Annotated in this window: 18 protein-coding genes; 13 read left to right on the forward strand and 5 right to left on the reverse strand. The window is 40.5% G+C overall.

Annotated features, from left to right (window positions below; all coding sequences use genetic code 11):
• Positions 1 to 90 precede the first annotated feature (90 nt).
• The 4 genes from ACEW8O_RS24205 to kduI form a co-directional block, all read right to left on the reverse strand.
• Positions 91 to 1,494 (reverse strand): tagaturonate reductase, encoded by a 1,404-nt coding sequence (locus ACEW8O_RS24205; protein ID WP_373497202.1) that lies wholly within the window; start codon positions 1,492 to 1,494, stop codon positions 91 to 93.
• Positions 1,495 to 1,503: 9 nt separating this feature from the next.
• On the reverse strand, positions 1,504 to 2,526 hold the full coding sequence (locus ACEW8O_RS24210; protein WP_373497203.1) for a LacI family DNA-binding transcriptional regulator: 1,023 nt from the start codon (positions 2,524 to 2,526) through the stop codon (positions 1,504 to 1,506).
• Positions 2,527 to 2,621: 95 nt separating this feature from the next.
• Positions 2,622 to 3,416 (reverse strand): gluconate 5-dehydrogenase, encoded by a 795-nt coding sequence (locus tag ACEW8O_RS24215; protein WP_373497204.1) that lies wholly within the window; start codon positions 3,414 to 3,416, stop codon positions 2,622 to 2,624.
• A 1-nt stretch (position 3,417) separates the two neighbouring features.
• The gene (gene kduI, locus ACEW8O_RS24220; RefSeq protein ID WP_373497205.1) at positions 3,418 to 4,257 is read right to left on the reverse strand and encodes a 5-dehydro-4-deoxy-D-glucuronate isomerase; all 840 of its coding nucleotides are present in this window, start codon (positions 4,255 to 4,257) and stop codon (positions 3,418 to 3,420) included.
• Between the two features lie 305 nt (positions 4,258 to 4,562).
• Between kduI and ACEW8O_RS24225 the strand changes: the two genes are divergently transcribed.
• The 11 genes from ACEW8O_RS24225 (at position 4,563) to yiaK (ending at position 21,118) form a co-directional block, all read left to right on the forward strand.
• Positions 4,563 to 5,816 (forward strand): DUF4861 domain-containing protein, encoded by a 1,254-nt coding sequence (locus ACEW8O_RS24225; protein ID WP_373497206.1) that lies wholly within the window; start codon positions 4,563 to 4,565, stop codon positions 5,814 to 5,816.
• A 94-nt stretch (positions 5,817 to 5,910) separates the two neighbouring features.
• On the forward strand, positions 5,911 to 7,110 hold the full coding sequence (locus ACEW8O_RS24230) for a glycoside hydrolase family 105 protein (protein ID WP_373497219.1): 1,200 nt from the start codon (positions 5,911 to 5,913) through the stop codon (positions 7,108 to 7,110).
• A 28-nt stretch (positions 7,111 to 7,138) separates the two neighbouring features.
• Entirely contained in the window at positions 7,139 to 8,842 is a 1,704-nt protein-coding gene (locus tag ACEW8O_RS24235; RefSeq protein ID WP_373497207.1) for a glycoside hydrolase family 28 protein, read from the forward strand.
• A 460-nt stretch (positions 8,843 to 9,302) separates the two neighbouring features.
• Positions 9,303 to 12,515: a SusC/RagA family TonB-linked outer membrane protein gene (locus ACEW8O_RS24240; RefSeq protein WP_373497208.1), complete on the forward strand. Its 3,213-nt coding sequence runs from the start codon at positions 9,303 to 9,305 to the stop codon at positions 12,513 to 12,515.
• A gap of 18 nt (positions 12,516 to 12,533) precedes the next feature.
• Positions 12,534 to 14,291: a RagB/SusD family nutrient uptake outer membrane protein gene (locus ACEW8O_RS24245; protein ID WP_373497209.1), complete on the forward strand. Its 1,758-nt coding sequence runs from the start codon at positions 12,534 to 12,536 to the stop codon at positions 14,289 to 14,291.
• Between the two features lie 14 nt (positions 14,292 to 14,305).
• Positions 14,306 to 15,958: a hypothetical protein gene (locus ACEW8O_RS24250; RefSeq protein ID WP_373497210.1), complete on the forward strand. Its 1,653-nt coding sequence runs from the start codon at positions 14,306 to 14,308 to the stop codon at positions 15,956 to 15,958.
• A 119-nt stretch (positions 15,959 to 16,077) separates the two neighbouring features.
• Complete coding sequence (locus ACEW8O_RS24255) at positions 16,078 to 17,538, forward strand: pectate lyase (RefSeq protein WP_373497211.1); 1,461 nt, start codon at positions 16,078 to 16,080, stop codon at positions 17,536 to 17,538.
• Between the two features lie 26 nt (positions 17,539 to 17,564).
• Positions 17,565 to 17,954 carry a VOC family protein gene (locus ACEW8O_RS24260; protein WP_373497212.1) on the forward strand — a complete coding sequence of 130 codons (390 nt, stop codon included), beginning with the start codon at positions 17,565 to 17,567 and terminating at the stop codon, positions 17,952 to 17,954.
• 171 nt (positions 17,955 to 18,125) lie between these two features.
• Positions 18,126 to 19,481: a pectate lyase gene (locus ACEW8O_RS24265; RefSeq protein ID WP_373497213.1), complete on the forward strand. Its 1,356-nt coding sequence runs from the start codon at positions 18,126 to 18,128 to the stop codon at positions 19,479 to 19,481.
• Positions 19,482 to 19,740: 259 nt separating this feature from the next.
• Complete coding sequence (locus tag ACEW8O_RS24270; RefSeq protein WP_373497214.1) at positions 19,741 to 20,028, forward strand: DUF1330 domain-containing protein; 288 nt, start codon at positions 19,741 to 19,743, stop codon at positions 20,026 to 20,028.
• 91 nt (positions 20,029 to 20,119) lie between these two features.
• Positions 20,120 to 21,118, forward strand: coding sequence for a 3-dehydro-L-gulonate 2-dehydrogenase (gene yiaK / locus ACEW8O_RS24275; RefSeq protein WP_373497215.1), 999 nt, complete (start codon positions 20,120 to 20,122; stop codon positions 21,116 to 21,118).
• Positions 21,119 to 21,573: 455 nt separating this feature from the next.
• Here yiaK and ACEW8O_RS24280 read toward each other — a convergent pair whose 3' ends face one another.
• On the reverse strand, positions 21,574 to 23,220 hold the full coding sequence (locus tag ACEW8O_RS24280) for a UxaA family hydrolase (RefSeq protein ID WP_373497216.1): 1,647 nt from the start codon (positions 23,218 to 23,220) through the stop codon (positions 21,574 to 21,576).
• 105 nt (positions 23,221 to 23,325) lie between these two features.
• On the opposite strand from ACEW8O_RS24280, the gene ACEW8O_RS24285 reads away from it, so the two are divergent.
• Together ACEW8O_RS24285 and ACEW8O_RS24290 are read left to right on the forward strand one after the other, a co-directional pair.
• Entirely contained in the window at positions 23,326 to 24,321 is a 996-nt protein-coding gene (locus ACEW8O_RS24285; protein WP_373497217.1) for a PfkB family carbohydrate kinase, read from the forward strand.
• 216 nt (positions 24,322 to 24,537) lie between these two features.
• The gene (locus ACEW8O_RS24290) at positions 24,538 to 25,197 is read left to right on the forward strand and encodes a bifunctional 4-hydroxy-2-oxoglutarate aldolase/2-dehydro-3-deoxy-phosphogluconate aldolase (protein WP_373497218.1); all 660 of its coding nucleotides are present in this window, start codon (positions 24,538 to 24,540) and stop codon (positions 25,195 to 25,197) included.
• Positions 25,198 to 25,202: the final 5 nt, after the last annotated feature.

Consider the following 25,202-nt stretch of genomic DNA (forward strand, 5'->3'; position numbering starts at 1 on the left):
CTGTCTGAAAAGAAAAAGGGGAGGAGAGGGGAGTGGTGAAAAAAAGGAAAAGGATAGACTCTTTCCCTTTTTCTCAAATTAGTTAAAACTTCAAACCATCTCAAATTCCCCCAACTTAACCAAAACCTCCTCCTCCAATCCTTCATATTTCCTCAAATCCTCGCCCCAGAAATCTACTCTTCCCAGAGTTTCAGAAACAATAACTGATAATTCTTCTACCTGCCAAATCTTATCAAAGAATTCCAGAACTGGAGCATCATCTTTTAATGGGATACTTTCATTGACCGTTTTCCCGCTATAAAATTTTATTAAGGCTGCAAGAGATTTAGTCAGGTTTTTTGGCCAGGTACCGGTTTTGGCATGATATTCCAAAAGGCTTGGCAAGACCCTGACCTTGAATTTAGATACTGAATTCAGAGAAATGGAAATCAATTCATGATGGATGAACGGATTCCGGAACCTGTCCAGAACATCTGCTGCAAACTGTTCCAATTCCTCTTTGGGAAGATCAAGGGTCGGAATAATTTCGTTGTAGATGGTGTCTTTTATAAATTTCCCAATGGACTTGTCCTCTACAGCTTCTCTGACAGTTCTGAAACCATTTAGGTAAGCTACAGGGACCAAAGCAGTATGGGCTCCATTCAGAATTCTGACCTTTCTGGTACGGTAGGGGCTTTGATCCTTAACAAACTTAACCTGAAGCCCTGCTTTGGAGGCCGGAAAAATATACTGCAAGTTCTCCGGACCTTCTATCACCCAAAAATGAAACGGTTCGGCCATCACTACGAGATTGTCATCAAAACCCAATTCGTTTTGGATTTCTTTGATTTTTTCCTTTGGAAAGCCAGGTACAATTCTATCCACCAGGGTATTGCAGAAAACGTTATGGTCATTGATCCATTTAGTAAAGGAAGCAGGAAGATCCCAAAGTTTGGCATATTCCAATACTGCGGCTTTTAGTTGGATCCCGTTTTTGTCAATTAATTCACATGGGATCATAACCAAACCTTTGGTAGAATCCCCTGAAAATGTCTTAAACCGATGGTACAGAAGTGCCGTAAGTTTTCCGGGAAAGGTTAAAGGAAGTGTTTCATAAGACTTGTCCTTAGAATCGAATGTTATACCTGCTTCTGTGGTATTGGAAACCACAAATTTCAAGTCTTCATTTTCTCCCAACTTCAGATATTCATTATAATCCTCAAAGGGGTTATTGACACCTCTGACACAAGTAATGAGTCTGTTTTCCTGCACAAGTTCACCGGCTTGAATCCCTTCCAACTTGACATGAAAAAGCCCTTCCTGTTTGTTGATTAATTCACCAAGTCCTCGGGCTATTGGTTGAACAATCTGAACATCACCATTGAAATCAGTTTTCTCATTCATCAAGTCGATTATCCAGTCCACAAATCCACGAAGGAAATTGCCTTCTCCAAACTGCAGAACTCTTATTGGCCTTTCCTGAACATTTATATTGCTTCTATTAAGTGATTTCATATTAATAGGTTATTTCTTTTGGGTTGATTTTCTGATAATCAACTCAGGTTTCAAAACTGTTTTTTGGGGAACTTCATCTTTTTTACCATTCTTCATCAATGCAAAGAAAGTTTCGGCAGTGACATGCCCCATAGGTATACTTTTTTGATCAACAGTGGTAATCGGAGGGTCAGTAAATGAAGTGAAAGGTTCATTTCCAAAGCCGGCAAGCATCACTTGTTCGGGGATTTTAAATCCGTTCTCTTTGAGTACCTGCATAGCCCCCATAGCCGAATAATCCGAACTGGAGAAAACAGCATCAAAGGAAATCCCCTTTTTTATGATGTTTTCCATGCTCTTTCGACCATCTTCCAATTGTAAATTACTTTCCTCAATCAATTCCGGATCAAATGAAACTCCATGGTTTTTTAAAGCATCTTCGTATCCACGCATCCTGTCCCTGTATATATTTATTTTTTTTGAACTGGTAAAATGAACAATCCTTTTGCAACCTCCTTTGATCAGATGGTCTACTACTTGATATGCCCCAAAATAATCATCAATGACCACCTCACTCACTTCCAATTCATTGGTAGTACGGTCAAAAAGCACCAAAGGAATCCCTTTGTCGAGCACCTTTTGGTAATGGTCAAAGTTTTCCGTGTCCTTGGCAAAAGAAGCTATAATTCCATCTACTCGGGCATTCAACAAGGCTTCTACCGTTTCGACTTCCTTTTTATACCCATCATAAGATTGGGAAATGATAACCTTATAGTCCAGATTATTGGCAATATCTTCAATGCCTCTGACCACTGATGAAAAGAAATTTCTATTGGCAGTGGGGACTACCACGCCGATCAATTTACTTTTACCGCTTCTCAAAGCAGAGGCAATATGATTGGGCTGGTAATTAAGCTGCTTGGCCATCTTTATGACCAGCTTTTTGGTGTTTTCAGAAATCCTTGGATTATCATTTAAAGCCCTGGAAACCGTTGAAGCAGTGATGTTCAACTTTTCTGCTATATCATGTATTGTTGCTTTACCACTTTTCATTTTTTTAGACTTTATTTCCAGATTAAAATCATTTTGCTATTAACTTTAAACTTCCTGTTCCACACCTACTTCCAACTCCCTGTCACGTCCTGAATTTACTTGACACTTTTTTCTCTTGGTTTTCCTATTGTCGCCAATATGCCTCCATCCACATAAATAATCTGTCCATTGACAAAATCACTGGCTTTGCTGGCTAGAAAGACAACAGCACCGGCCAGGTCATCCGGATCACCCCATTTACCGGCAGGAGTTCTTTCGAGAATAAAGTTGTTCATGGGATGTCCTTCTACTCTGATCGGAGCGGTTTGCTCAGTGGCAAAATAACCGGGTCCGATACCATTGACCTGAATGTTATGTTTTGCCCATTCTGTTGCCAGGTTGCGGGTAAGCATTTTTAGCCCTCCTTTGGCTGCCGCATAGGCTGAAACTGTATCCCGGCCCAGTTCGCTCATCATGGAACATATATTGATGATTTTGCCCGAACCTCTTTGTATCATTCCTTTGGCAACCGCCTGTGATAAAATAAAGGGGGAGACAAGATCCACATCAATCACTTTTCTAAAATCAGAAGCAGCCATCTCCAAAGCAGGAACCCTTTGGATCATACCTGCATTGTTGACCAAAACGGCTATTGGGCCCACTTCTTTTTCGATCAATTTAATCTGTTCCGAAACCTGAAGTTCATCAGTCACATCAAACAGATAACCCCTAGCATCAATTCCTTCCTGCTGATACTGTTGAAGTGCTGTTTCCATTTTGGAAGGGGTATGGCCATTGACCACCAGGGTTGCCCCGGCTTTTGCCAGGGCCTTTGCCATGGCCATTCCCAATCCGTGCGTCGCTCCGGTGACCAATGCAACTTTGCCTGTAATGTCAAATATGTTTTTCATGCTATTTCAAATCAGTAATGGAAACAGTATCCATATCTCCATAATCAAGACTCTCACCTGCCATGCCCCAGATGAAGGTGTAATTAGAGGATCCAGCTCCACTATGGATCGACCATGGAGGCGAGATCACCGCTTGATGGTTTTTAATCCAGATATGTCTGGTTTCCTCAGGTTGCCCCATCAAATGGCAAACGGCCTGTCCATCTGCCAGATCAAAATAAAAATAAGCCTCCATGCGCCGATCATGAGTGTGGGCAGGCATGGTGTTCCACACCGAACCGGGTTTTAATTCTGTCATTCCCATCTGCAACTGACAGGTTTTCACTACAGAATTGACAATCAGTTTATAAATAGTTCTATGGTTAGAATTTTCCAAAGAACCCAAGGTAACTACCTCTGCTTCCTGCTTACCGACTTTTTTGGTTGGGTAAGATTGATGTGCTGGTGCAGAGTTAAAATAAAATAGGGCGTTACCATTTTCGGAAGGATAAAAAATGACATCTTTTTTTCCTTTGCCTATATATAGTGCTTCTTTATGTTTTAAAGAATAAGATTCTTCATCTACCTCAATTACAGCCTCATCTCCTACATTTACAATTCCGATCTCTCTTCTTTCCAAGAAATATTCAGATTTAAGCTGATCCACTGTCTCCAAAGCCAATGCGGAATTTACAGGATTGATTCCTCCCACAATCAACCTGTCATTCATAGTGTAAACCCCATTTATCTTATCGGGTATGAAAAGGGTCTTAATCAAAAAATCTGACCGTAGGGCACGGGTATTATATGATTTCACATCTAAAGGATGATTGGAATATCTGGTCTCTATTTTAGAATGCATTTGTTTAGATTTAGGTTTAATGTAATCGTTTGCGCAATATAATATTCATTTGGTCAATTTATCAAATAATCATTTAGAATTTTTTCAAATTCATAAAACCAATATTACGATATAAAATTTTTAAAATAAAGTGATTAGACCATTTTTACTCTTTTTTAGAAAAATTATTAACCTTTATTTTGTTATCTCTTTATTCTTTTATAAATATGCAATCGATTGCTCAAATATATCTTATTTGTGCAATAAGTGCGCACATAGTTAATTCAAATTGTGTGACTGATTAATTCCCTAAATCCAATAGTTGTATGCGTGAATTTCGAATCTACACTGTTCTGATTTTCTTGATTACAGTCAATTTTATCTTTGGATGTAAAACCGTGGAAGAGAAAAATCTCCCAACTATTTATCTGAATGTTGAAAATTCCACTAACATTAATAGAAAAGATGCATTGGTGGTTGTGGATGAAGAAGAGATCCTGAATAGGAATCCTGACTTCAATAAAAATGGATTTGTTGTTTACAATGGTGAGGAAGAGGTGCCATCACAATATAACAGTGGAGACCAAGAAAAGGGGGTCTTACTGGTAATCCCATTGGTTGAAGAAAATTCAGTTTTAAACCTTAGGATTGAATATGATCCAGAAAATGATTTGGAAACAACTTATCCCAAAAGAACTCAGGCAGAGCTCTCCCATAAATTTGATGGCCATTTTGAAAACAGGAAATATGTCGGTGGAGAATTTTATAACGTAAATGAACTGCATGTACCGCTTGAACATACCGATCATTCATGGTTTATCAGGTATGAAGGGCCGGGATGGGAATCAGATATGGTAGGGTATAGGTTTTATCTAGATTGGAGAAACGGCGTGGATGTTTTTGGCAAAACCGTTTCAGAACCTATTCTACAATTAGTAGGTCAGGATGGATTTGATTCATACCATGAAATGCAGGATTGGGGTATGGATGTCCTAAAAGTAGGCAAAACCCTTGGAGTAGGTTCAATAGCGACTTTTATAGATGGAAAGGCCAGGCGGGTTGATGTTACTGATAGTTTGTTTGCGGCCATCGCCAATAACGGCCCAATTTATTCTTCGATTTTGACAAAATATTACGGCTGGGATTTGGGATATACAAAAACCACCATCACTTCCAATATCAGCATACATGCAGGGACAAGGTTGACCAAACAAGAACTTCATAGCAGTGAATCCATTGAGAACTTTGCAACAGGTTTGATCAAAGACCCCAAAGCTGAACTGCTATTAGGAGGAGAGGGTGAAGCTTATGGGTATTTAGCAACCTACGGTAAACAAAGTCTAAATGATGACCTGCTTGGTATTGCAGTAATATTTCCCAAAGAAAGGTTAATTGAAATCACAGATGATGGATTGTCCCATGTTGTTGTACTCAACCCCATAAAACAAAGGATTACCTATTATTTTCTGGCAGCATGGGAAAAGGAAAAAGACGGGATTAAAAGCAAGGAGGAATTTGTCGATTATCTCGAACAAGTCATTGAAGAACTTTCCCATCCTATGAAAATAAGCTTAAACTGAAAACCTATTCAACCATAATTCCGCTCTTAAACACTGGGATTGGGAAAAAAAACAATAACAGACTGAGCAAATAAATAAACCCAAAATGACAAAAATATTTAAAACCATCTTGCCTCTTTCCATCTTTTTGCCGGCGATATTATTTGCATGTAATGAAAGAGGCAGTCAAGTAAAAACCGATCAGGAAATCGTCTCATATTCCTCTTGGATGGCAGATTCTGAGATCAAGCGTAATCCTGAAGGATGGACCTTGGATTTCAATGAAAAGCCAAAATGGGAGTACACCCATGGTTTGGTGATGATGTCGATGTTTCAGGTTTGGGAAGTAACCAAGGAAGATAAATATCTGGATTATATTCTTCATTTCACTGATTTTATGATCAATGAAGAGGGAGAAATAAAGACATACAAAAAATCAGATTACAATATTGACAGGGTCAATGGGGGGAAATTCTTAATTGACCTTTACCAACTTAATGGAGAAGGAAAATTTAAGTTGGCTTTGTTAGAATTGCGTGATCAGATGCGGGAACATCCCCGAAATTCAGAAGGTGGTTTTTGGCATAAAAAAGTTTACCCTCATCAGATGTGGTTGGATGGGATTTATATGGGCTCTCCATTTTTGGCAAAGTATGCAGCCGCCTTCGATGAACCGGCTTTGTTTGATGATGTGGCCAATCAGATTTTATTGATGGATAAATATGGGTACAGTGAAGAAACAGGATTGTACCACCATGCCTGGGACAAAAGTAAATCCCAAAAATGGGCTGATCCCGAAACCGGTCTATCCACAAATTATTGGGGAAGAAGTATCGGTTGGTTTTCCATGGCGATAGTGGATGTGCTGGATTATTTGCCGGGTGAACATCCCAAGAGAAATGAGGTGATTCAGGTAGCTCAAAAGTTGGCCGATGGAATCATCAAATACCAGGATATTACCGGGACATGGTATCAGGTAGTGGACCAAGGTGATCGGGAAGGCAATTACCTGGAATCTTCCGCAACCAGTATGTTTGCTTATTTCCTTCTAAAAGGAGCCCAAAAAGGATATCTGAATGCCAAAAGCAAAGAGGCAGGATTGAAAGCTTATCATGGAATTCTAAAAGAGTTTATCCGGGAAAATGCTGATGGTGGGATAAGCATCACCCAAGTTTGTGGTGTGGCAGGATTGGGAGGAAATCCTTATCGTGATGGTTCTTATGAGTATTATATCAATGAGGTCATCAGAGACAACGACCCAAAAGGAGTAGGGCCATTTATTTTGGCATCTCTGATTTATGAATCGCTTGATTGATGAAAAAGAAAAAGAAAAACATGAAATAATGAAAACAAAATTAAACATTTGGTTTGGAATTTTAGGTCTTTGTTTGGCCTGTTCCTCACCCATCATTGCCCAACATGCTGATAATTCAATTGATGAGACTTCCATATATCAAGGGGTGGAATTTGATATGCCAAAAGTTAAAACCACCTCGTTTCCTGACCTGACTTATTCGATAAAAGAGTTTGGTGCGATTGATGGAGGTCTCACAAAAAATACAGATTCATTTGCCAAAACCATTCAAGCAGTTTCCGAAAAGGGTGGAGGTACAGTATTGGTTCCCAGAGGTATATGGCTGACTGGCCCTATTCAATTTAAAAGTAATATTCGCCTGCATTTGGAGGCCGGTGCACTGATATTGTTCTCAAAAGACTTTGATGATTATCCTATTATTGAAACAAGTTTTGAAGGATTGGATACAAAAAGATGCATGTCTCCCATCTATGCCAATGGAGTCGAGAATATTGCCATCACTGGAAGTGGGACCATTGACGGGAACGGTGATGCATGGCGACCTGTCAAGAAAAGCAAAATGACGACAGCACAGTGGAAATCATTATTGGCAACAGGAGGAATATTGAATGAAAAAGGAGATATGTGGTTCCCGTCTGAATCCTCTAAAAAAGGTTTTGATTCAAGCACCAATTTTAATGTCCCTGATTTGATCGATGAGGAAGAACTCGAATCCGTGAGAGATTTTTTAAGGCCTGTTTTGGTCAGTATTGTTAGAAGTAAAAGAATCCTGTTGGATGGTCCGACTTTTCAGAATTCCCCAGCTTGGAATATCCATCCCTTGATGAGCCAGGATTTAATCATCAGGAATTTAAGTGTGAGAAATCCATGGTATTCGCAGAATGGAGATGGATTGGATCTGGAATACTGCAAAAATGTGCTGATTTACAATAATGTTTTTGATGTTGGGGATGATGCCATTTGTTTCAAATCAGGAAAAGATACAGATGGAAGAAATAGGGCAATGCCAACTGAAAATGTTATCGTAAAAAACAACATCGTCTATCATGGTCATGGTGGTTTTGTGATAGGAAGTGAAATGTCAGGAGGGGTAAGGAATGTCCATATTTCCCAGTGCACCTTTATGGGAACGGATGTCGGCCTGAGGTTCAAAAGTACACGAGGCAGGGGCGGAGTAGTTGAGGATATTTTTATTTCTGACATTGATATGATCAATATTCCAACAGATGTGATCAATTTCAATCTCTTTTATGGCGGTAATTCCCCCGTATTGGAAGCAGATCAAAGTGCTGATAAAGAATCACGCAATGAGGAATTGGTTCCCGTTACCGAAGAAACACCTTCATTCAGGAATATTTTTATGAAAAACATTACAGCCACAGGAAGTGGCACTGCCGCCAATTTTCAAGGTCTTCCCGAAATGAATCTTCAAAATGTGAAGTTGGAAAATGCATTGTTGGAGGCTGAAAACGGAATCATAGCAGTGGATACTGATGGTCTGGAATTGATCAATGTGCATGTCATCCCTACCAAAGGTGCTGCATTGACTTTGATGAATTCAAAAAACATCCATGTTTCGGGCTTTAATTATAAAAGCAATAGCCCGAAAGCTATCAGTATATTTGGAAACTTGTCTGAAAATATATCTTTCAGGGAAAAGGATTTGCGAAATGGATTAGCTGCGCTTTCAATTTCAAATGAGGTAAGTCCAAAAGCAGTTTCCCTAAAATAGATATTTTTATTATTGGTCCTTAATTCATCTGCTATATTCCATCAAACAACCATTTGAATTGTTTAGGAAAATTGGTTATAAAATTAATGTAATCGTTTGCACATTATTAGCCATATCAATTTCATATGGATGAATCTTAGTAGAAATATCACAAAATATTTTTCTTCAAATACCTATTTATAAAGAATATAGTAAGTATTTGAGAAGTTTTATTAAATATTTCTTGCACAGTTAAAAATAAATATTTAAAATGCAATCGATTGCGCAATACTATTGATTTTGCTGCAAAAAATAATAAGAATTTCAAACAATAAGCCCAGAAACTATGAAACAAATGCTACTGTCCCCACCTTGCTTTTTGAGCGGTTAGTCCAATGTTTTTTGAATTGAAAATGCAGGAGAATGCATACTTCAATCTTATTTGAATCCTATCAATTAACCCTAGAAATATAGAATGAATATGAATTTTAAAATCAAATCCTTTATCAGAACATTGGTATTTTTACCCATATTGATGTTGCTGTTCATAGGACAGTTAACGGCTCAGGGATCGGTAGTAAGAGGTCAGGTGACTTCGCCGAATGGAGAGCCAATTCCCGGTGCCTCTGTGCTTGTAAAAGGCACAGGAATCGGAGTTGCAGCGGACATTGAAGGAAATTACTCATTGGAGGTTCCTTCAAATTCCACTTTGATTTATTCCTTTATTGGAATGGTGTCAAAGGAAGTGGTGGTTGGAAATCAATCTATCATTAATGTTGTCCTGGAGGAAGACATTTCTACTTTGGATGAATTTGTTTTGGTTGGGTATTCTTCCATAGAAAGAAGAGACTTGACTGTGTCCGTTTCATCTGTCAATTCCAAGCAACTGATGGATATTCCTGTCAACTCGGCTGCCGAAGCTTTGGCAGGACGTTTGGCGGGTGTTCAGGTCACAGGTACCGAAGGTTCCCCCAATGCTGAGGTTCAGATCAGAGTGAGAGGCGGCGGATCGATTACCCAGGATAATGCGCCACTATATATTGTAGATGGTGTTCAGGTTGAAAACGCCCTATCTGTATTATCCCCACAGGATATTGAAACAGTGGATGTCCTGAAAGATGCTTCAGCAACTGCAATTTATGGTGCAAGGGGAGCTAATGGCGTGGTCATCATTACTACCAAAGGTGGTGGAGAGATGAAGACTTCCGTTAATTACAATGGCTTTACCGGAGTAAGAAACCTTGCCAATAAATTGGATGTGATGAAACCTTATGATTTTGTAAAGTACCAGCACGAGAGAAGTAGGGGAAGTGAGCAGGAAAGAAACAACTTCCTAAACACCTATGGCCATTTTGGTGACATCGAAAATTACAGACAGGTTCCGTTTGTGGATTGGCAGGATCAGGTTTTTGGAAGAGATGCGGTCATGCAGACACACAATATCAGTGTCGCTGGCGGGACTGCTGCCACCAAATTCAATTTGAGTCTTACTTCTAATACCGAAGAAGGAATTATGTTGGCCTCTGATTTTGACAGAAAACTGATCAATTTCCGCTTTGACCATAAAGTCACCAACAAATTGAGTGTTGGATTTAATGTAAGGTACAATAATACCATCGTCAACGGTGCAGGAACCTCCTCCGAGGGTACATCATCTACCAATAGGTTGAGACATGCAGTAAAATACCGCCCTGTATTGATGGGAGGCACTGACCTCACCCAATGGGATCCGGATTATGCCGACCAAACCAATGCAAACTCTTTGGCTTTGGTAAATCCCATTTTGCTGACAGATGCAGAATATAGACAGAGAAGACAAAATGTAACCAACTTCAACGGTACGGCAGAGTACAAATTCACAGACTATCTGTCATTTAGAACAACCTTTGGAGTAGATTTCAATAATTTCACTGATTATGCTTTTAACGATACCATAACATCTCCATCCAGACAAGTTGGAGCAAGTCAGCCTATTTCATCCATCAGGAGAAATGAAAGGAGGATATTCAACAATTCCAATGTACTGGTTTTCAATACAAGTAAAATCAAAAATGCTTTTACTGAAAAAAACAGGGTAGATGTGCTTTTGGGACAGGAAGTTTACCAAGAGGATTTCAGAATGGATTTTCTTGAAGCTAGATTTTTCCCGGTTGGAATCACAGCCGAGAGGGCATTGGGTAATATGTCTTTGGGAACTCCACAAATACCCGTGACCGATGTCCAACAGTCCAGGCTATTGTCCTTCTTCGGAAGGGTTAATTATGCCCATAGGGATAAATATTTATTGACTGCCACTATGAGGGGAGATGGTTCATCTAAATTTGCCCCCGGCAGTAAATGGGGTTATTTCCCTTCTATCTCCACTGCCTGGAGAATTTCAGATGAAAGTTTCATGGAGGGCATTAACCGGACAGTGAGTGATCTAAAACTTAGGGCAAGCTACGGTGAATCAGGAAATAACAGAATTGACAACTTCCTGTACCTTACTCAGTACAGTCCAAATGCTTTTTATGGTTTTAACAACGCATTGGAGGTTGGATTTTCTCCCTTGGCATTGGCCAATGAGAATTTGAGGTGGGAAACCACGATTTCCAAAAACCTTGGCCTGGATGCAGGATTCTTCGGTGGGAGGGTTCAGTTTTCTGTTGATGCTTACATCAATAATACCAGAGATCTATTGGTTGAAGTTCCTGTTCCATCTACTTCTGGATACACAGTGCAGCTACAAAATGTAGGAGCAACCTCTAATAGAGGGCTTGAATTTCAACTTTCCGGAGCCGTAATGGACAAAAGAGATTTTAACTGGACTGCAAACTTTAATATCTCATTCAACAAAAACAGGGTAGAAAGCCTGGGTGACCAAACTTCATTTTTGGTTCCTTCAGGATGGGCAGGAGGAAATGTTCCCTTTGATTATGCAATACAATTAGGTCAGCCTGTAGGAAGTATGTGGGGCTTGATCACAGATGGTTTTTATGGAATTGATGATTTCGATTATTCCGAAGGAGTATATACCCTTAAAAATGGTGTACCAAATAATCAGAGCATCACCTCTGTCGTTCCAAGACCCGGAACATTGAAGTTCAGAGATATCAACGGTGATGGTGTAGTGGACGACAATGACAGAACAGTCATTGGAAATGCTACCCCTAAATTCTTTGGTGGGTTGAACCAACAGTTTTCGTGGAAAAATTTTGATGCCAGTATCTTCGTCAATTTCCAATATGGCAATGATATCCTGAACGCCAACAAACTGGAATTCACTTCCGGATATACACCAAACTCCAACCTGCTTTCCATGATGAGTGACAGATGGACGAATGTCAATGCGCAGGGACAGGTTGTTACCGATCCGGTTCAACTGGCCGCACTAAATGAGAACGCGACGCTTTGGACGCCATTGACTTCTGCAAGTTCCTTTTATATGCATTCTTGGGCGATTGAGGATGGTTCCTTTATCAGGATCAATAACATCACTTTAGGTTATACTTTGCCGAGTCAGTTATTGGGTAAGTATAAGATCCAAAGGTTCAGGATTTATGCAACCGGAAACAACCTGGCAGTATTCACTAAGTACAGCGGTTATGATCCTGAGGTGAACACCCGAAGGAGAACTCCTATGACTCCAGGGGTAGATTATGCAGCCTATCCAAGAAGCCGGGTATTCTTAGGTGGTATTAACATTACATTCTAATAGCCAAAGTAAAAGACAATGAAAAGAATTTATAAAAACTTAATAGTCCTATTCCTCTCCTTAGGGATGCTATCTTCCTGTGAGGATTACCTTGAAGTTACTCCGGTTTCTTCATTTGGACCGGATTACATTTTCAGTAATGTGACCAATGCCACCAAGGCCCTTACAGGGGTTTATGCAGCATTGGGAGGTGACCATGGGTATGGTATTCGGTTAAGCATGTACTATCCACTTGATGATGATATCATGATGGGTCAAGGTGGCAATCCTTTCCCTGACAATGAAAGAAGGGATATTGCCCACTATAATGTTCAGCCCAGTAATACCCAATTGAGACTTCCTTTCAACCAGTTATTTCTTGGTGTTGAAAGAGCCAATATTTTTATTGCAGAGATCCCAAAAATGAGTCTGTACGAAAACGGTTCAGAGACTGATAAAAGGGAATTGAGAAGGTTGCATGGTGAAGCATTGGCTTTGAGAGCTCAGTTCTATTTTGAACTTGTCAGGAATTGGGGAGACTTACCGGCCCAATTTAGCCCATCAAGTACTCAAGCTGATTTGTTTTTGGAAAGAACTGATCGTGATGTTATTTATAACCAAATCATAGATGATTTGGGAGTGGCCGCGGATTTGGTACCTTGGGGTACCGCAGGTGGTTCAAATGAAAGATTGACCCAAGGTGCCATTAGGGCTTTGAGAGCAAGGATTTCACTTTTCAGAGGAGGCTATTCCTTGAGGTTGGATAGACAGATGAGAAGAGGTAGTGACCATTTAAGGTATTATCAGATAGCGAAGGAGGAAACAGAAAAAATCATTCAGAGCGGATCGCATAGACTGAACCCAAGTTTTCAATCTGTTTTCAAAGATGCTTTATTGGCCAAAAGAAGAGAGCCAAATGGAGAGATACTTTGGGAACTTGCCATGACAGGTGGGTCAAGCCAATTCGGTGACAGTAAATTGGGTTATTATAACGGCCCAAGATGGAACAACCTCGGCAATTCAGCCCTGACCATTCTGCCTACATTCTACTACTCCTTTGATCCCAATGACCTTAGAAGAGATGTGACAGCTGCTCCTTACAATGTCAACCAGGATTTGACGATTGTCGCCAGAAACATTCAGACAATTGTGGATGGGAAATTTAGAAGGGACTGGATTACCAATCCGGTTACTTTTGGTTCCAATGCCCAATATTTCAATGTCAATTGGCCAATGATCAGGTATTCAGATGTGCTTCTCATGTTTGCTGAGGCTGATAATGAAGTGAACAATGGACCATCTCCTGCTGCAAGAGCAGCATTTGAAGAAGTCAGATTAAGGGGCTTTGGTGGGGATGCTTCATTGATTGGTACAACCCCGACTGATTACCAAGGATTTTTCCAGGCTGTAGTCAATGAAAGGTCTTTTGAGTTGGCCGGTGAAGGAATCAGAAAGTACGACCTGATCCGTTGGAACCTGTTGGAAACCAAACTGAATGAAACCAAAGCTAAACTCACAGACATGGCTCAAAGAACAGGTGATTATGCCAATTTGCCTACTATCATGTATTACGAAGCAGGTGTCAATGAACTGAGATGGCTGAATTCATTGTACCAGCCTCAACCGGCTCAGGCTCCGGCAGGTTCTGCCAGCATAGCTTGGGCGGGAACAGGAATCAATACCACGATTCTTACATTTTACGCAGTCGGATTTACATCCGGAAAAAGTGAGTTGTTGCCTTTGCACACCTCGATTTTGGATGCCAATCCTAAGTTGAAACAAGAATACGGTTACTAATTAATTACATGACCATGAAAAAAATCAGAAAAAATATATTCAGTTATCTTGGAGCTTTGGGAATGGTATGCCTGATGGTATTTTCCTGCACGGATTTGGACCAGGATTTCTCTGCCCCTGATGATATGACCAGGTTTAGACCTGCCAGACTCACCGCTTCCAATGGGGAAATTGCAGCAACTTTGACTTGGCCTGAATCTTTGTTTACCGATCCAGGAGAAGTGACCTATACAATTCAGGTGGCTCAGGACAGTTTGTTTACATCTGTTGAACTGCAATTTGAAACTGAGAAAACCACAGTTCAGGTTTCAGATGAACAGCTTGAGATCAAAGTAGAATACTTTGCAAGAGTAAGAGCAAACGGGTTGATCCCGGCCCAAAATTCCGCTTGGGTAAGAACAATGGCTCCGTTTCAAATTACAGGTGAGCAGATTTTCCTTCCAACCTTTGATAATGAAATAGGCTCATCGACTGTACTCCTGAGATGGAGACCAACCTCAAATCCAACCAGGATTGTGGTGACTGATGCAGCCGGAAACAGCTCGGAATTTGTGATATCACAGGAAGAGAGGCAGGCTGCCAACAAGACTTTGGAAGGACTGCAATCTTCTGCAGAATATACAGCTGAAATTTTTGAAGGTACCAGAACAAAAGGTATTACTTCATTTGTGACCAAAGAACCAAGTATTTATGATATCGTTCTTTCTCCTTCTGACAACTTCCGAGAAATAGTTGAAAATGCTGAGGACGGATCGGTTATTGGTCTTCAGCCAGGTACATATAATATTGTCGATGGAAGCGGGGAATTTGCCAATTTGAACATTACGGGCAAGACCATCACTTTACAGTCTGTTTCCGGTGATCCTGCCGATACTAAAGTAAACTTCAAGGAATTTACCTTCACAGAAACAGGAGCGGGCATCTCAATAAATGGTATTACTTTCGATGGTGGACCCGGAGGAGGTAGTTATTTTCTCAATTTTGCAGGTGGTGCAGCAACATTCACACATGTGATTATTGAAAACTCGATCGTAGAAAATGTGGGAACTTCTTTTATGCGAGCCAACAGGGCGGCCAGTAATGCCCACAAAATAGACCTGATCAAAGTATCAAGCAGCATTTTAAGAAACCATAATGTGGAAAATTACCATGTATTCCACTTGGACAAATTGGAGTTCAGGGAAATTGATATTTCAAACTCTACCTTTTCAGCATTGGGCAGCAGGGGCTTTATCGGTTGGGCAACCAATCTGACCATGCCTTTTACCCCAAAAATCACAGTAAATAATGTGAGTATCAACGGAATTGGATCAAGGAACAGAAATGATACCCTTTTGGATTGTAACAACAACCTTGTGGAATTTACTATGACCAACTCCATTTTGATGAACATGCCGTTTACAGATCAGACGGTTGGAAACAGATTGGTCAGGGCAAATCCTGATTCCCAGCTTCTTTTGAGTCACATGAACATGTTCAACCTTACGACTGGAGGAGCAGACCCTGAGCCTTTGACACTCCAAACTTATGTTCAGACTTCCAATATCTTAAATGTGGATCTAGGTTGGACTACAACGACTACTAACCTAACATTGCCGGGAGATTCTCCTTTAAAGACTGCTAGTTCAATTGGAGGTCCAATAGGAGACCCGAGATGGGCGTTTTAAGATTTAAGGTGAATGATTAGGATTAAGATTGGGCCTTGGTATAGGGGTTGATAACCACCTTCTATATCTAAGGCCCATCTTTTTTATTGATCTGATTTTAAAATGATTTAACAAATAGTATGAAACAACCTAATATCTTCTTTTTTTTGATCATAATACTTTCCATCTTTTCCTGCCATCAGACAGATGAAATTGATCCGGCATTGGAGGATGAGGTAGATTCATTGTTCAATCCGGTAGAAGAGGAGGCATTTGCTTTTTCAGGTGCCGATGGGTTTGGGAAATATACAACCGGAGGAAGAGGAGGAAGGGTCATCAAAGTCACCAATCTGAATGATTCCGGTCCCGGAAGTTTCAGGGCAGCGATTTTGATTCCCGAGCCAAGGATAATTGTATTTGAAGTTTCAGGCAATATTGAATTAAATAGTAACATTACGATCGGAATTGGCAATGTAACCATTGCAGGTCAAACTGCTCCCGGAGATGGGATTACCATCAAAAACCATTCGGTAATTGTCAATGCTGACAATGTCATAATCAGGTTTATGCGATTTAGAATGGGGGATAAAGGGGCAGAGCAAGCAGATGCCTTGGAGGGAAGATATCGCAAAAACATCGTGATTGACCATTGTTCCATGAGTTGGTCCACCGATGAATGTGCTTCATTTTATGGTAATGAGGATTTTACGATGTCATGGTGTATTTTGTCAGAAAGTTTGACCAATTCACTTCATGAGAAAGGAAATCATGGATATGGTGGGATTTGGGGTGGAAAAAACGCAAGCTTTCACCACAATTTATTGGCCCATCATGACAATAGAAATCCGAGATTTGACCATCCTGGAGTATATCCAAATCCATTGAATACAGATGCCTTAAGAGGTATAGTGGATTTCAGAAATAATGTTGTTTACAATTGGGGAACGGATGCGGCTTATGGAGGAGAAGCAGGGAGTTTTAATATGGTCAACAATTACTTCAAGCCAGGACCGGCAACCCAAACACCCAATAGGATTCTCCATGCCTATAAGCAGGCCACCAACTCTTCACCTGTTTATGGTTTTGGAAAGTTTTATATTGATGGCAATATTCTGGAAGGTAGGGAAAACCAAACACAAAACAACTGGCTGGGAGTCATTGCCAAAAGCGGTAGTATCAATGATAAACAAAATATGGAATTGGCCGCTCCTTTAAATTTTGAGGCCTTGCATTCAAGCCATAATGCGATGCAGGCTTTTGAAAAGGTTCTGGAGTTTTCCGGGGCAAGTTTGAAAAGGGATGCGGTGGATGTTAGGGTTTTGGATAATGTTAAAAATGGTACTTATACTGCTGAAGGATCGAGAGGTAGTATTAATGGATTAATTGACAGTCAGGAAGATGTTGGGGGCTGGCCGGATTTAGTAAGTTTGCAACCGCCATTAGATTCCGATAACGACGGAATGCCGGATGAATGGGAAATTGCAAACGGACTTAATCCGATGAAAGTTGATTCCAAAGAAAGAAACCTGAGTACAGCTTATGACAACATTGAAGTCTATATCAACAGTCTTGTCAAGGACATTACAGATAAAAAAAATTAAATCAGTTTAAACTAAGATCCTATAATATGAAATTTGAGCATTTTGCACTTAACGTTGAATACCCTTTGGAAATGGCACAATGGTACGTGAAGCATTTGGGATTGAAAGTAGTCAGGACAATGGATACTTCCCCGTTTATGACCTTTTTGGCAGATGATAGCGGTACCATCATGCTTGAAATTTACAATAATCCAAAAGGGCCAATTTTAGATTTTAAAAATCTCCACCCATTAACAGTCCATTTGGCTTTCGTTTCGGAAAATCCCGTGAAAGATAAACTCAGGTTGATGGAACGGGGTGCCACCTTGGTCTCAGATGATATCCTTGAAGACGGATCCCATCTTGTGATGCTAAGAGATCCTTGGGGTTTGGCCATTCAATTTTGTAAAAGGGCTACGCCAATGCTGAAGTTTTAATAAATTCTAATAATAAAATAGAAGATCCTTCATTTTAGCAACCAAATCAATAAAACCTATGGTTATTGCTAAATGCCAGTTACTTCGGTCTCCGTCTTCCTTCTACTGTCTCATTAAAACATGTAATAGCTGGTAATAAAGTGGATAACCAACATTTCAAAAATTCCTATCATGATAAAGTCATTTCTAGTTTCCATATTTTTTCTTTCATTTTTAAACTGCAAAGGACAAGTTAAAGAAGCAGTGACTGACTTGGAAACGAAAATGATTTTGGCTTTTCCCGGTGCCGAAGGTTTTGGAAAATATACTAAAGGTGGGAGAGGGGGTAAGATTTATAAAGTTTCCAATTTAAATGATGATGGCCCAGGTTCCTTGCGTGAAGCTATCAAAAAGCATGGGCCTAGAATTATTGTTTTTGCAGTGGCCGGCAATATTGAGCTTCAGTCAGTTTTGGATATCAATAATGGTGATGTGACCATAGCAGGCCAAAGTGCTCCCGGTGAAGGGATTACTATTCAGAATTATCCGATAAAGGTCAAAGGAGATAATGTCATCATCAGGTTTATCAGAAGCAGGTTGGGGGATTTGTATGATGTCCAGGATGACGCCATCAGTTGTCTTCGTCAAAAGGACATTATCATTGACCATTGCTCTTTCAGTTGGGCGACAGATGAATGTGGCTCTTTTTATGACAATGAAAATTTCACCTTGCAATGGTCAATAATTTCAGAAAGCCTAAACGAATCTGTCCATGCAAAAGGTGACCATGGCTATGGAGGTATTTGGGGTGGAAAGGGTGCATCTTTTATATATAACATCCTTGCCAATCACAATAGCAGGAACCCAAGATTCAATGGTTCCAGATACCACAAAGAGCCTGAAAAAGAAATTGTTGACTTCAGAAACAACCTGATCTACAACTGGAAAAGCAATTCTGCATACGCAGGGGAAGAAGGAAAACACAATATGGTCAATAACTACTTTAAGCCCGGACCTGCCACCCAATCCAATCCTGACCGGATCATTGAGCCTTATGCACCTTATGGAAAATTCTATCTGAGAGGAAATATGGTGGAAGGATATGAAAAGGTTTCAAGTGACAACTCAAAAGGAGTCCATGGAGTAAACCCATCACAGATATTGGTTGAAAATGCTTTTCCATTTATGGGAACGGTGACTTTTGACGCAAAGAAAGGTTATGAACTTACTTTAAAACATGCAGGCAGTAGTTACATGCAGGACGCTGTTGACCGGAGATTGCTGAAAGAGATCCGTCAGGGAACTGCCCAATTCGGAAAAGAAAACAGGGGAATCATTGACAGCCAAAAAGATGTTGGCGGATGGCCGGTTTTGGAAAAAGGACAAGCTCCAAAAGATTCAGACGGTGATGGAATGTCTGACGAGTGGGAACTGGAAAACGGGCTTGATCCTAACGACCCATCAGATTCATCAAATTATAAACTGGATCAAAATTACACTAACATAGAAGTGTACTTGAATGGCCTAGTCTCCCATTTATTCCCATGAGTAATAAAGCGAACCTAAAATAGATTTTTTCAATCCCTTTAGTTGATCTGGGACTTCATTCCCTTATATTTATTGCATTCATGCCATGACTCTGGGTGTATTCATGCCATGACTTGGAGTCATGGCATGAATAATTAACCAACAATCAAATTTAAAGGAATAACCTGCCTGCCGCCCTTTAAGCAAGTTCCAAATCACCACCTTTAGCTTAAATAGAAGCCCATCTCAAATCTCAAATCTCAAATCTAAATTCTCAATCATGCCCGCCCTAGTCCTTGTCGAAGTCAGCATCCATAACCCAGAATTATACGAAGAGTATAAAAAGCACACCTTGGCTACTATCGAAAAATTCGGAGGCCGTTTTGTAGTCCGTGGTTCCAAAACAGAATCCTTGGAAGGAGAATGGAATCCGGAAAGACTTGTCTTCCTGGAATTCCCCGATGTCCAAACAGCTAAGGACTGGTGGGCCTCACCGGAATATACCATCGCCAAAAATATCCGGTACCGGGCGGCAAATTCCAAGATGTTGGTGGTGGAGAGTCAGTAGACATATGCAATTCATGCCATGACCTTGAGTCATGGCATGAATACACCCATAGTCATGACATGAAAAATAATTAACCAAAAAAACCAAAATTATGAGAATCCCCTACCAAGAAGTAATTCAAATCCTTACTGAAATTTTTATCAAATATGGCTTCGCAAAAGAAAAAGCCGATATATGTGCAGCGCTTTTTGCCAAGGCGAGTATGGAGGGAGTAGCATCCCATGGATTGGACAGGGTTCCTGTATTTTTGAAAATGATTAGAAACAAACTGGTTTTTCCCGATAAAGAAGCTGAACTGATGGATGCTTTCGGTTTTTTTGAAAGATGGAACGGACATCTTGGACCAGGAATGCTCAATGCATCCATCTGCATGGACAGGGCGATACAGATATCCAAAGAGTTCGGGATTGGAATGATTGCACTGCAAAACACCAACCATTGGATGCGGGCCGGCAATTACGGTTGGCAGGCTGCGGAGGCAGGTTGTATTGGAATCTGTTTTACCAATACCAAGCCCAATATGCCGGCCTGGGGCGGAAGAGAACCCAAACTTGGTAATAACCCTTTGGTGGTTGCCATTCCCGGAAAGTCGGGTCATATCGTATTGGACATGGCCATGTCCCAGTTTTCGTATGGGAAAATGAACACCTTCCTTAGGGCCGGAAAGGAAATGCCTTTCGAAGCAGGCTTTGACCAAAAAGGTAAGCTCAGTAAATCACCGGCTGAAATCATCGAACATGAATTGGCGCTTCCCATCGGATTATGGAAAGGAGCGGGACTTTCATTGATATTGGATATGTTGGCCACCATATTATCAGGAGGACAGGCCACTCACGAGGTTGGTGAAAGCGGAGAAGAATATGGTCTATCGCAGGTATTTATCTGTTTGGATCCAAATAAATTGGGTATGGACGCCTGGTCTGATGAAAAATTGGATGGGATCATTGAGGATCTCAAAACATCAGCAACTTTTTCAGGAAGTGAAATCCGCTTTCCCGGAGAAAATATTCCTAAAATCAGAAAAGAAAATATGGAAAAAGGAATTCCTGTCGATGAACAGGTTTGGGAGAAGATATTAGGGGAAATGTGAGGATAGCAAAATTGCGGAGATTTATTTTCAAATTTTGAATTAAATTCTTATGCCAAAGAAACAGAGTAAGCTTAAGGGGTAAGTGCCTATCCCTAATTTTTTATCATTGGTAAAGATGGAATAATTGAAGAGTCTTTTACCGGATTTAATCCGGAAATGATTGGAAAGGTGAGAAGGAAGTAGAGGTTGGAAGTTAGAAGTATGAATACCTGGAAAATTCCAACTTATGATCCTTAAAAAGCCAATACTATTTGCCCAATAGATTCCTCCTGTCGTCGGAATGACAAGGATAAGTCGAATTGGAAAATAGAACATGTCCATTTATTAACCCAATATCCCAACAACTCATTTATCCACAACAATTAATCTTCTAATTTTTCAATCATCCAATCCACCACGTCTGTGCGCCTGTGGTGTAGCGGACAAGTTCTTACAATTTCCCCAACCTTCCAACCTCAAAGCGAAACCCCTCTTTTCCAAGGAATAAAATCATCCTGACCCAATTGGACTGCTTTCGCTTGGATTTCTCCGGATGCTACTTTGATGATATGGTCCAGGATTTCTTCTCCCATTTTCTGGATTGTCTTTTCTCCGGTGATAACACCACCTGTATCTATATCGATGATGTCAGGCATTCTTTTGGCCAATGTGGTATTGGAGGATATTTTGATCACAGGGGCCACGGGATTGCCTGTTGGGGTGCCGAGTCCGGTGGTGAACAGAATTATGTTTGCTCCTGAACCGGCCATTGCTGTGGTGCTTTCTACATCGTTTCCAGGAGTGCAAAGTAAGTTCAGTCCTGGTTTTGAAACATATTCAGAATAATCCAAAACATCCACGACAGGGGAGGTGCCTCCTTTTTTGGCCGCACCTGAGGATTTCATGGCATCAGTAATCAGGCCATCTTTGATGTTGCCGGGCGATGGATTCATATCAAATCCTGACCCCACTGCTTCTGCAGAAGCTGCATAAGCTTTCATCAGGCCGCTGAATTTCTCAGCAATTACTTCGTCCGTACATCGGTTGATCAATTCCTGTTCAACCCCACATAATTCCGGGAATTCAGAAAGAATTGTTTTTCCTCCCAATGCAACCACAAGATCTGAGGCATGACCAACTGCAGGGTTGGCAGATATGCCTGAAAAGCCATCAGAACCACCACATTCCAAACCGATCGTCAATTTGCTCAATGGGGCAGGTTCCCTCTGAAGGTGATCCGCATCAGCCATGGCCAAAAAAGTATTTTTGATAGCCTGGGAAAGTAAATGCTGCTCAGTTCCCTCTTTTTGTTGCTCCAAAAGGATGACAGGTTTTTTGAAATCCGGATTGATTTTATCCAATTTTTCCTTCAAGATGTCAGGTTGGGCATTTTGACAACCAAGGCTCAATACTGTTGCTCCTGCTACATTGGGATTATTGATATACCCGGCAAATAAGGCACAAAGTGCCTCTGAGTCCTGACGGATTCCCCCGCAGCCACCATTATGTGTCAAAAATTTAATTCCATCAATATTTTTGAAGATTTTACTCTTTCCTATGATGATGTCTTCTTCTACACTAAGGCTTTCGATTTCGGATTTTTTACCGTTTTTGTACAACTCCGCCATTTGTTGCACAAGGGATTTATAGGTATTTGGTTTGCTGAATCCGAGTTCTTCTACAAAGGCATCTTTTATGACATCCACATTTCTGTTTTCACAAAAAACCAAAGGGATGACCAACCAGTAATTTGCAGTTCCAACTTGTCCATCAGGTCGGTGATAGCCTTTGAAGGTTTTATTTTTGAATCTGGAAATATCAGGAGCATCCCAGTTATATTCTTCTGTTTTGCTTCCAAATGAACTGGCATCATGGGCCACATTGGCTGTTGTCAGGGCACCTCCTTTGGGAATCAGTGTCTTGGAACGGCCTACTAAAGATCCGTACATATAAATTTGCGCACCGGGTTCCAGATCAACCATGGAAAATTTGTGTTTGGCAGCTATATCATTTTTTAGAGTAATCGTGTTGTTTTCAAAATTAATGCTATCTCCGGCCTTCAAATCGGTTAAAGCAACCAATACATTATCTTTTGGATGAATCTGCAAAATTTTATGGTTCATTGGAATTTTTGTTTAAATTGCGCAATCGATTGCACAATTTATGCAAAAGAAATATAAAAAAGAAACTATAAGTGATTATTTTCATGAAAGTTTTAATTTGTGATAATGAATAAAAAAGTCGTAACGCTTGGAGACGTCATGATGCGTCTCAGTACCCCGGGCAATGAACGCTTCCTTCAAGCCAATTCCTATAATATTGTTTTTGGCGGAGCAGAAGCCAATGTAGCCGTTTCCTTGGCCCAATTTGGTTTGAATGCTGCCCATGTCACTGCATTTCCTGCAAATGATATTGGAAAAGCGGCCACTGCATATTTGAGGCAGACCGGAGTTGACACCTCTTTTATATATTTTCAGGAAGGAAGGATGGGATTGTATTTTCTTGAAAATGGATCCATGCAAAGGTCATCAAAAATCATATATGACAGGTATGATTCCGCTTTCGCCAATTTCTCGGGAGAGGAGATCGATTGGGACATGGTATTTGATGGAGCCGATTGGTTTCATTGGACAGGCATCACACCCGCACTTTCACAAAAAGCGGCCGATGTATGTTTGAAAGCCTTAAAAAAGGCAAATGAAAAAGGGATAACCGTGAGTGGGGATATCAATTACCGCAGAAATCTATGGCAATACGGAAAAGGACCTTTGGATGTAATGCCTGAATTGATTCGCTATACCAACATAATAGTAGCTGGTTTGACAGATTTTGAAAATTGTATCGATATTCAGGCAAATGGTTTTCTTGAAGCTTGCCATCTTGCAAAAAAGGATTTCCCTCAAATAAAGTATATTACAAAAACCAAACGGGAGTCTCTTTCTGCAAATCATAACACTTTGAAAGGTTCATTATGGAACGGTACTGAAGTGCTGACATCGAATGTTTATGACATGCCTCAGATTGTAGACAGAGTTGGGGGAGGAGATGCATATATTGCTGGATTGATTTATGGTTTATTACATTTGGAAGATCAGTCGGCATTGGAATTTGCTACAGCAGCTTCTGTATTAAAACACAGTATACCCGGTGATGCAAATTTAGTTAGTGTGGAAGAAGTAGAATCCTTGGTAAAAGGAGAAAATGTGGGGAAATTGCTCAGGTGATTTTTGAGACGGGAGAATTAAGAACCAAGAGACAAGAACCAAGAAGCGAGAGACGAGAGACGAGAAGCGAGAGACGAGAATCAAAGCCTGACCGAAGTATGAGAGAGAGGGAGTGGCGAGACCTGTCCGCAGCTTGGAACGAGGGATTAGAAGCTTGAAATCAACAGGAAAGTTGAAAACCCAAAAACAAGATAACAACCTAATTAACCTATAAACATGTCATTTACACAGGATGAAGTTTTATTGAAAATGGCTGAAACGGGAATGATTCCTGTATTTAACCATAGAGATATTGATATCGCCAAAGAAGTCTTGGACACCTCTTACAAAGCCGGTGTAAGGGTTTTTGAATTTACCAATAGGGAATCCAATGCGTTGGAAGTTTTCAAAAATCTAAAAATATATGCTGAAAAATATGAAGATTTAATGTTGGGCATAGGTACGATTTTTACAAGGGAAGAAGCCCGGAGGTATTTTTTTGCAGAGGCGGATTTTATTGTGTCACCGGCATTGGTTCCTGATGTCGCAAAATTTTGCAGTATGAAAGGCAGGTTTTGGATACCGGGTTGTGCTACTTTGTCGGAGGTTTATCAAGCGAAAACAATGGGGGCAACATTGGTAAAAGCCTTTCCCGGAAATCTATTGGGACCTGGATTCATCAAAGCAGTACTTTCAGTTCTTCCGGACATCAAAATGATGCCTACAGGAGGAGTTGAACCCAATATGGAAAACCTTTCGGTCTGGTTTAAGGCCGGAGTGCATTGTGTGGGCATGGGATCCCAACTGTTTGGCAAAAAGGCAATAGAACAGGGAGATTTTGATGGATTGGAAATAAACATCAAATCAGCTTTGAACATTATTCAAGAATTGAAATAGATGAT

This window comes from Aquiflexum sp. (genome assembly GCF_041749095.1).
Lineage (GTDB): Bacteria > Bacteroidota > Bacteroidia > Cytophagales > Cyclobacteriaceae > Aquiflexum.

Excerpts from the sequence above, each read along its gene's own strand:
- ACEW8O_RS24235 (WP_373497207.1), top strand. The coding sequence starts at position 7,139 with ATGAAAACAAAATTAAACATTTGGTTTGGAATTTTAGGTCTTTGTTTG.
- ACEW8O_RS24265 (WP_373497213.1), top strand. The coding sequence starts at position 18,126 with ATGATAAAGTCATTTCTAGTTTCCATATTTTTTCTTTCATTTTTAAAC.
- ACEW8O_RS24215 (WP_373497204.1), bottom strand. The coding sequence starts at position 3,416 with ATGAAAAACATATTTGACATTACAGGCAAAGTTGCATTGGTCACCGGA.
- kduI (WP_373497205.1), bottom strand. The coding sequence starts at position 4,257 with ATGCATTCTAAAATAGAGACCAGATATTCCAATCATCCTTTAGATGTG.
- ACEW8O_RS24245 (WP_373497209.1), top strand. The coding sequence starts at position 12,534 with ATGAAAAGAATTTATAAAAACTTAATAGTCCTATTCCTCTCCTTAGGG.
- ACEW8O_RS24205 (WP_373497202.1), bottom strand. The coding sequence starts at position 1,494 with ATGAAATCACTTAATAGAAGCAATATAAATGTTCAGGAAAGGCCAATA.
- ACEW8O_RS24240 (WP_373497208.1), top strand. The coding sequence starts at position 9,303 with ATGAATTTTAAAATCAAATCCTTTATCAGAACATTGGTATTTTTACCC.
- ACEW8O_RS24280 (WP_373497216.1), bottom strand. The coding sequence starts at position 23,220 with ATGAACCATAAAATTTTGCAGATTCATCCAAAAGATAATGTATTGGTT.
- yiaK (WP_373497215.1), top strand. The coding sequence starts at position 20,120 with ATGAGAATCCCCTACCAAGAAGTAATTCAAATCCTTACTGAAATTTTT.
- ACEW8O_RS24250 (WP_373497210.1), top strand. The coding sequence starts at position 14,306 with ATGAAAAAAATCAGAAAAAATATATTCAGTTATCTTGGAGCTTTGGGA.
- ACEW8O_RS24225 (WP_373497206.1), top strand. The coding sequence starts at position 4,563 with ATGCGTGAATTTCGAATCTACACTGTTCTGATTTTCTTGATTACAGTC.
- ACEW8O_RS24255 (WP_373497211.1), top strand. The coding sequence starts at position 16,078 with ATGAAACAACCTAATATCTTCTTTTTTTTGATCATAATACTTTCCATC.
- ACEW8O_RS24210 (WP_373497203.1), bottom strand. The coding sequence starts at position 2,526 with ATGAAAAGTGGTAAAGCAACAATACATGATATAGCAGAAAAGTTGAAC.
- ACEW8O_RS24270 (WP_373497214.1), top strand. The coding sequence starts at position 19,741 with ATGCCCGCCCTAGTCCTTGTCGAAGTCAGCATCCATAACCCAGAATTA.
- ACEW8O_RS24285 (WP_373497217.1), top strand. The coding sequence starts at position 23,326 with ATGAATAAAAAAGTCGTAACGCTTGGAGACGTCATGATGCGTCTCAGT.
- ACEW8O_RS24260 (WP_373497212.1), top strand. The coding sequence starts at position 17,565 with ATGAAATTTGAGCATTTTGCACTTAACGTTGAATACCCTTTGGAAATG.
- ACEW8O_RS24290 (WP_373497218.1), top strand. The coding sequence starts at position 24,538 with ATGTCATTTACACAGGATGAAGTTTTATTGAAAATGGCTGAAACGGGA.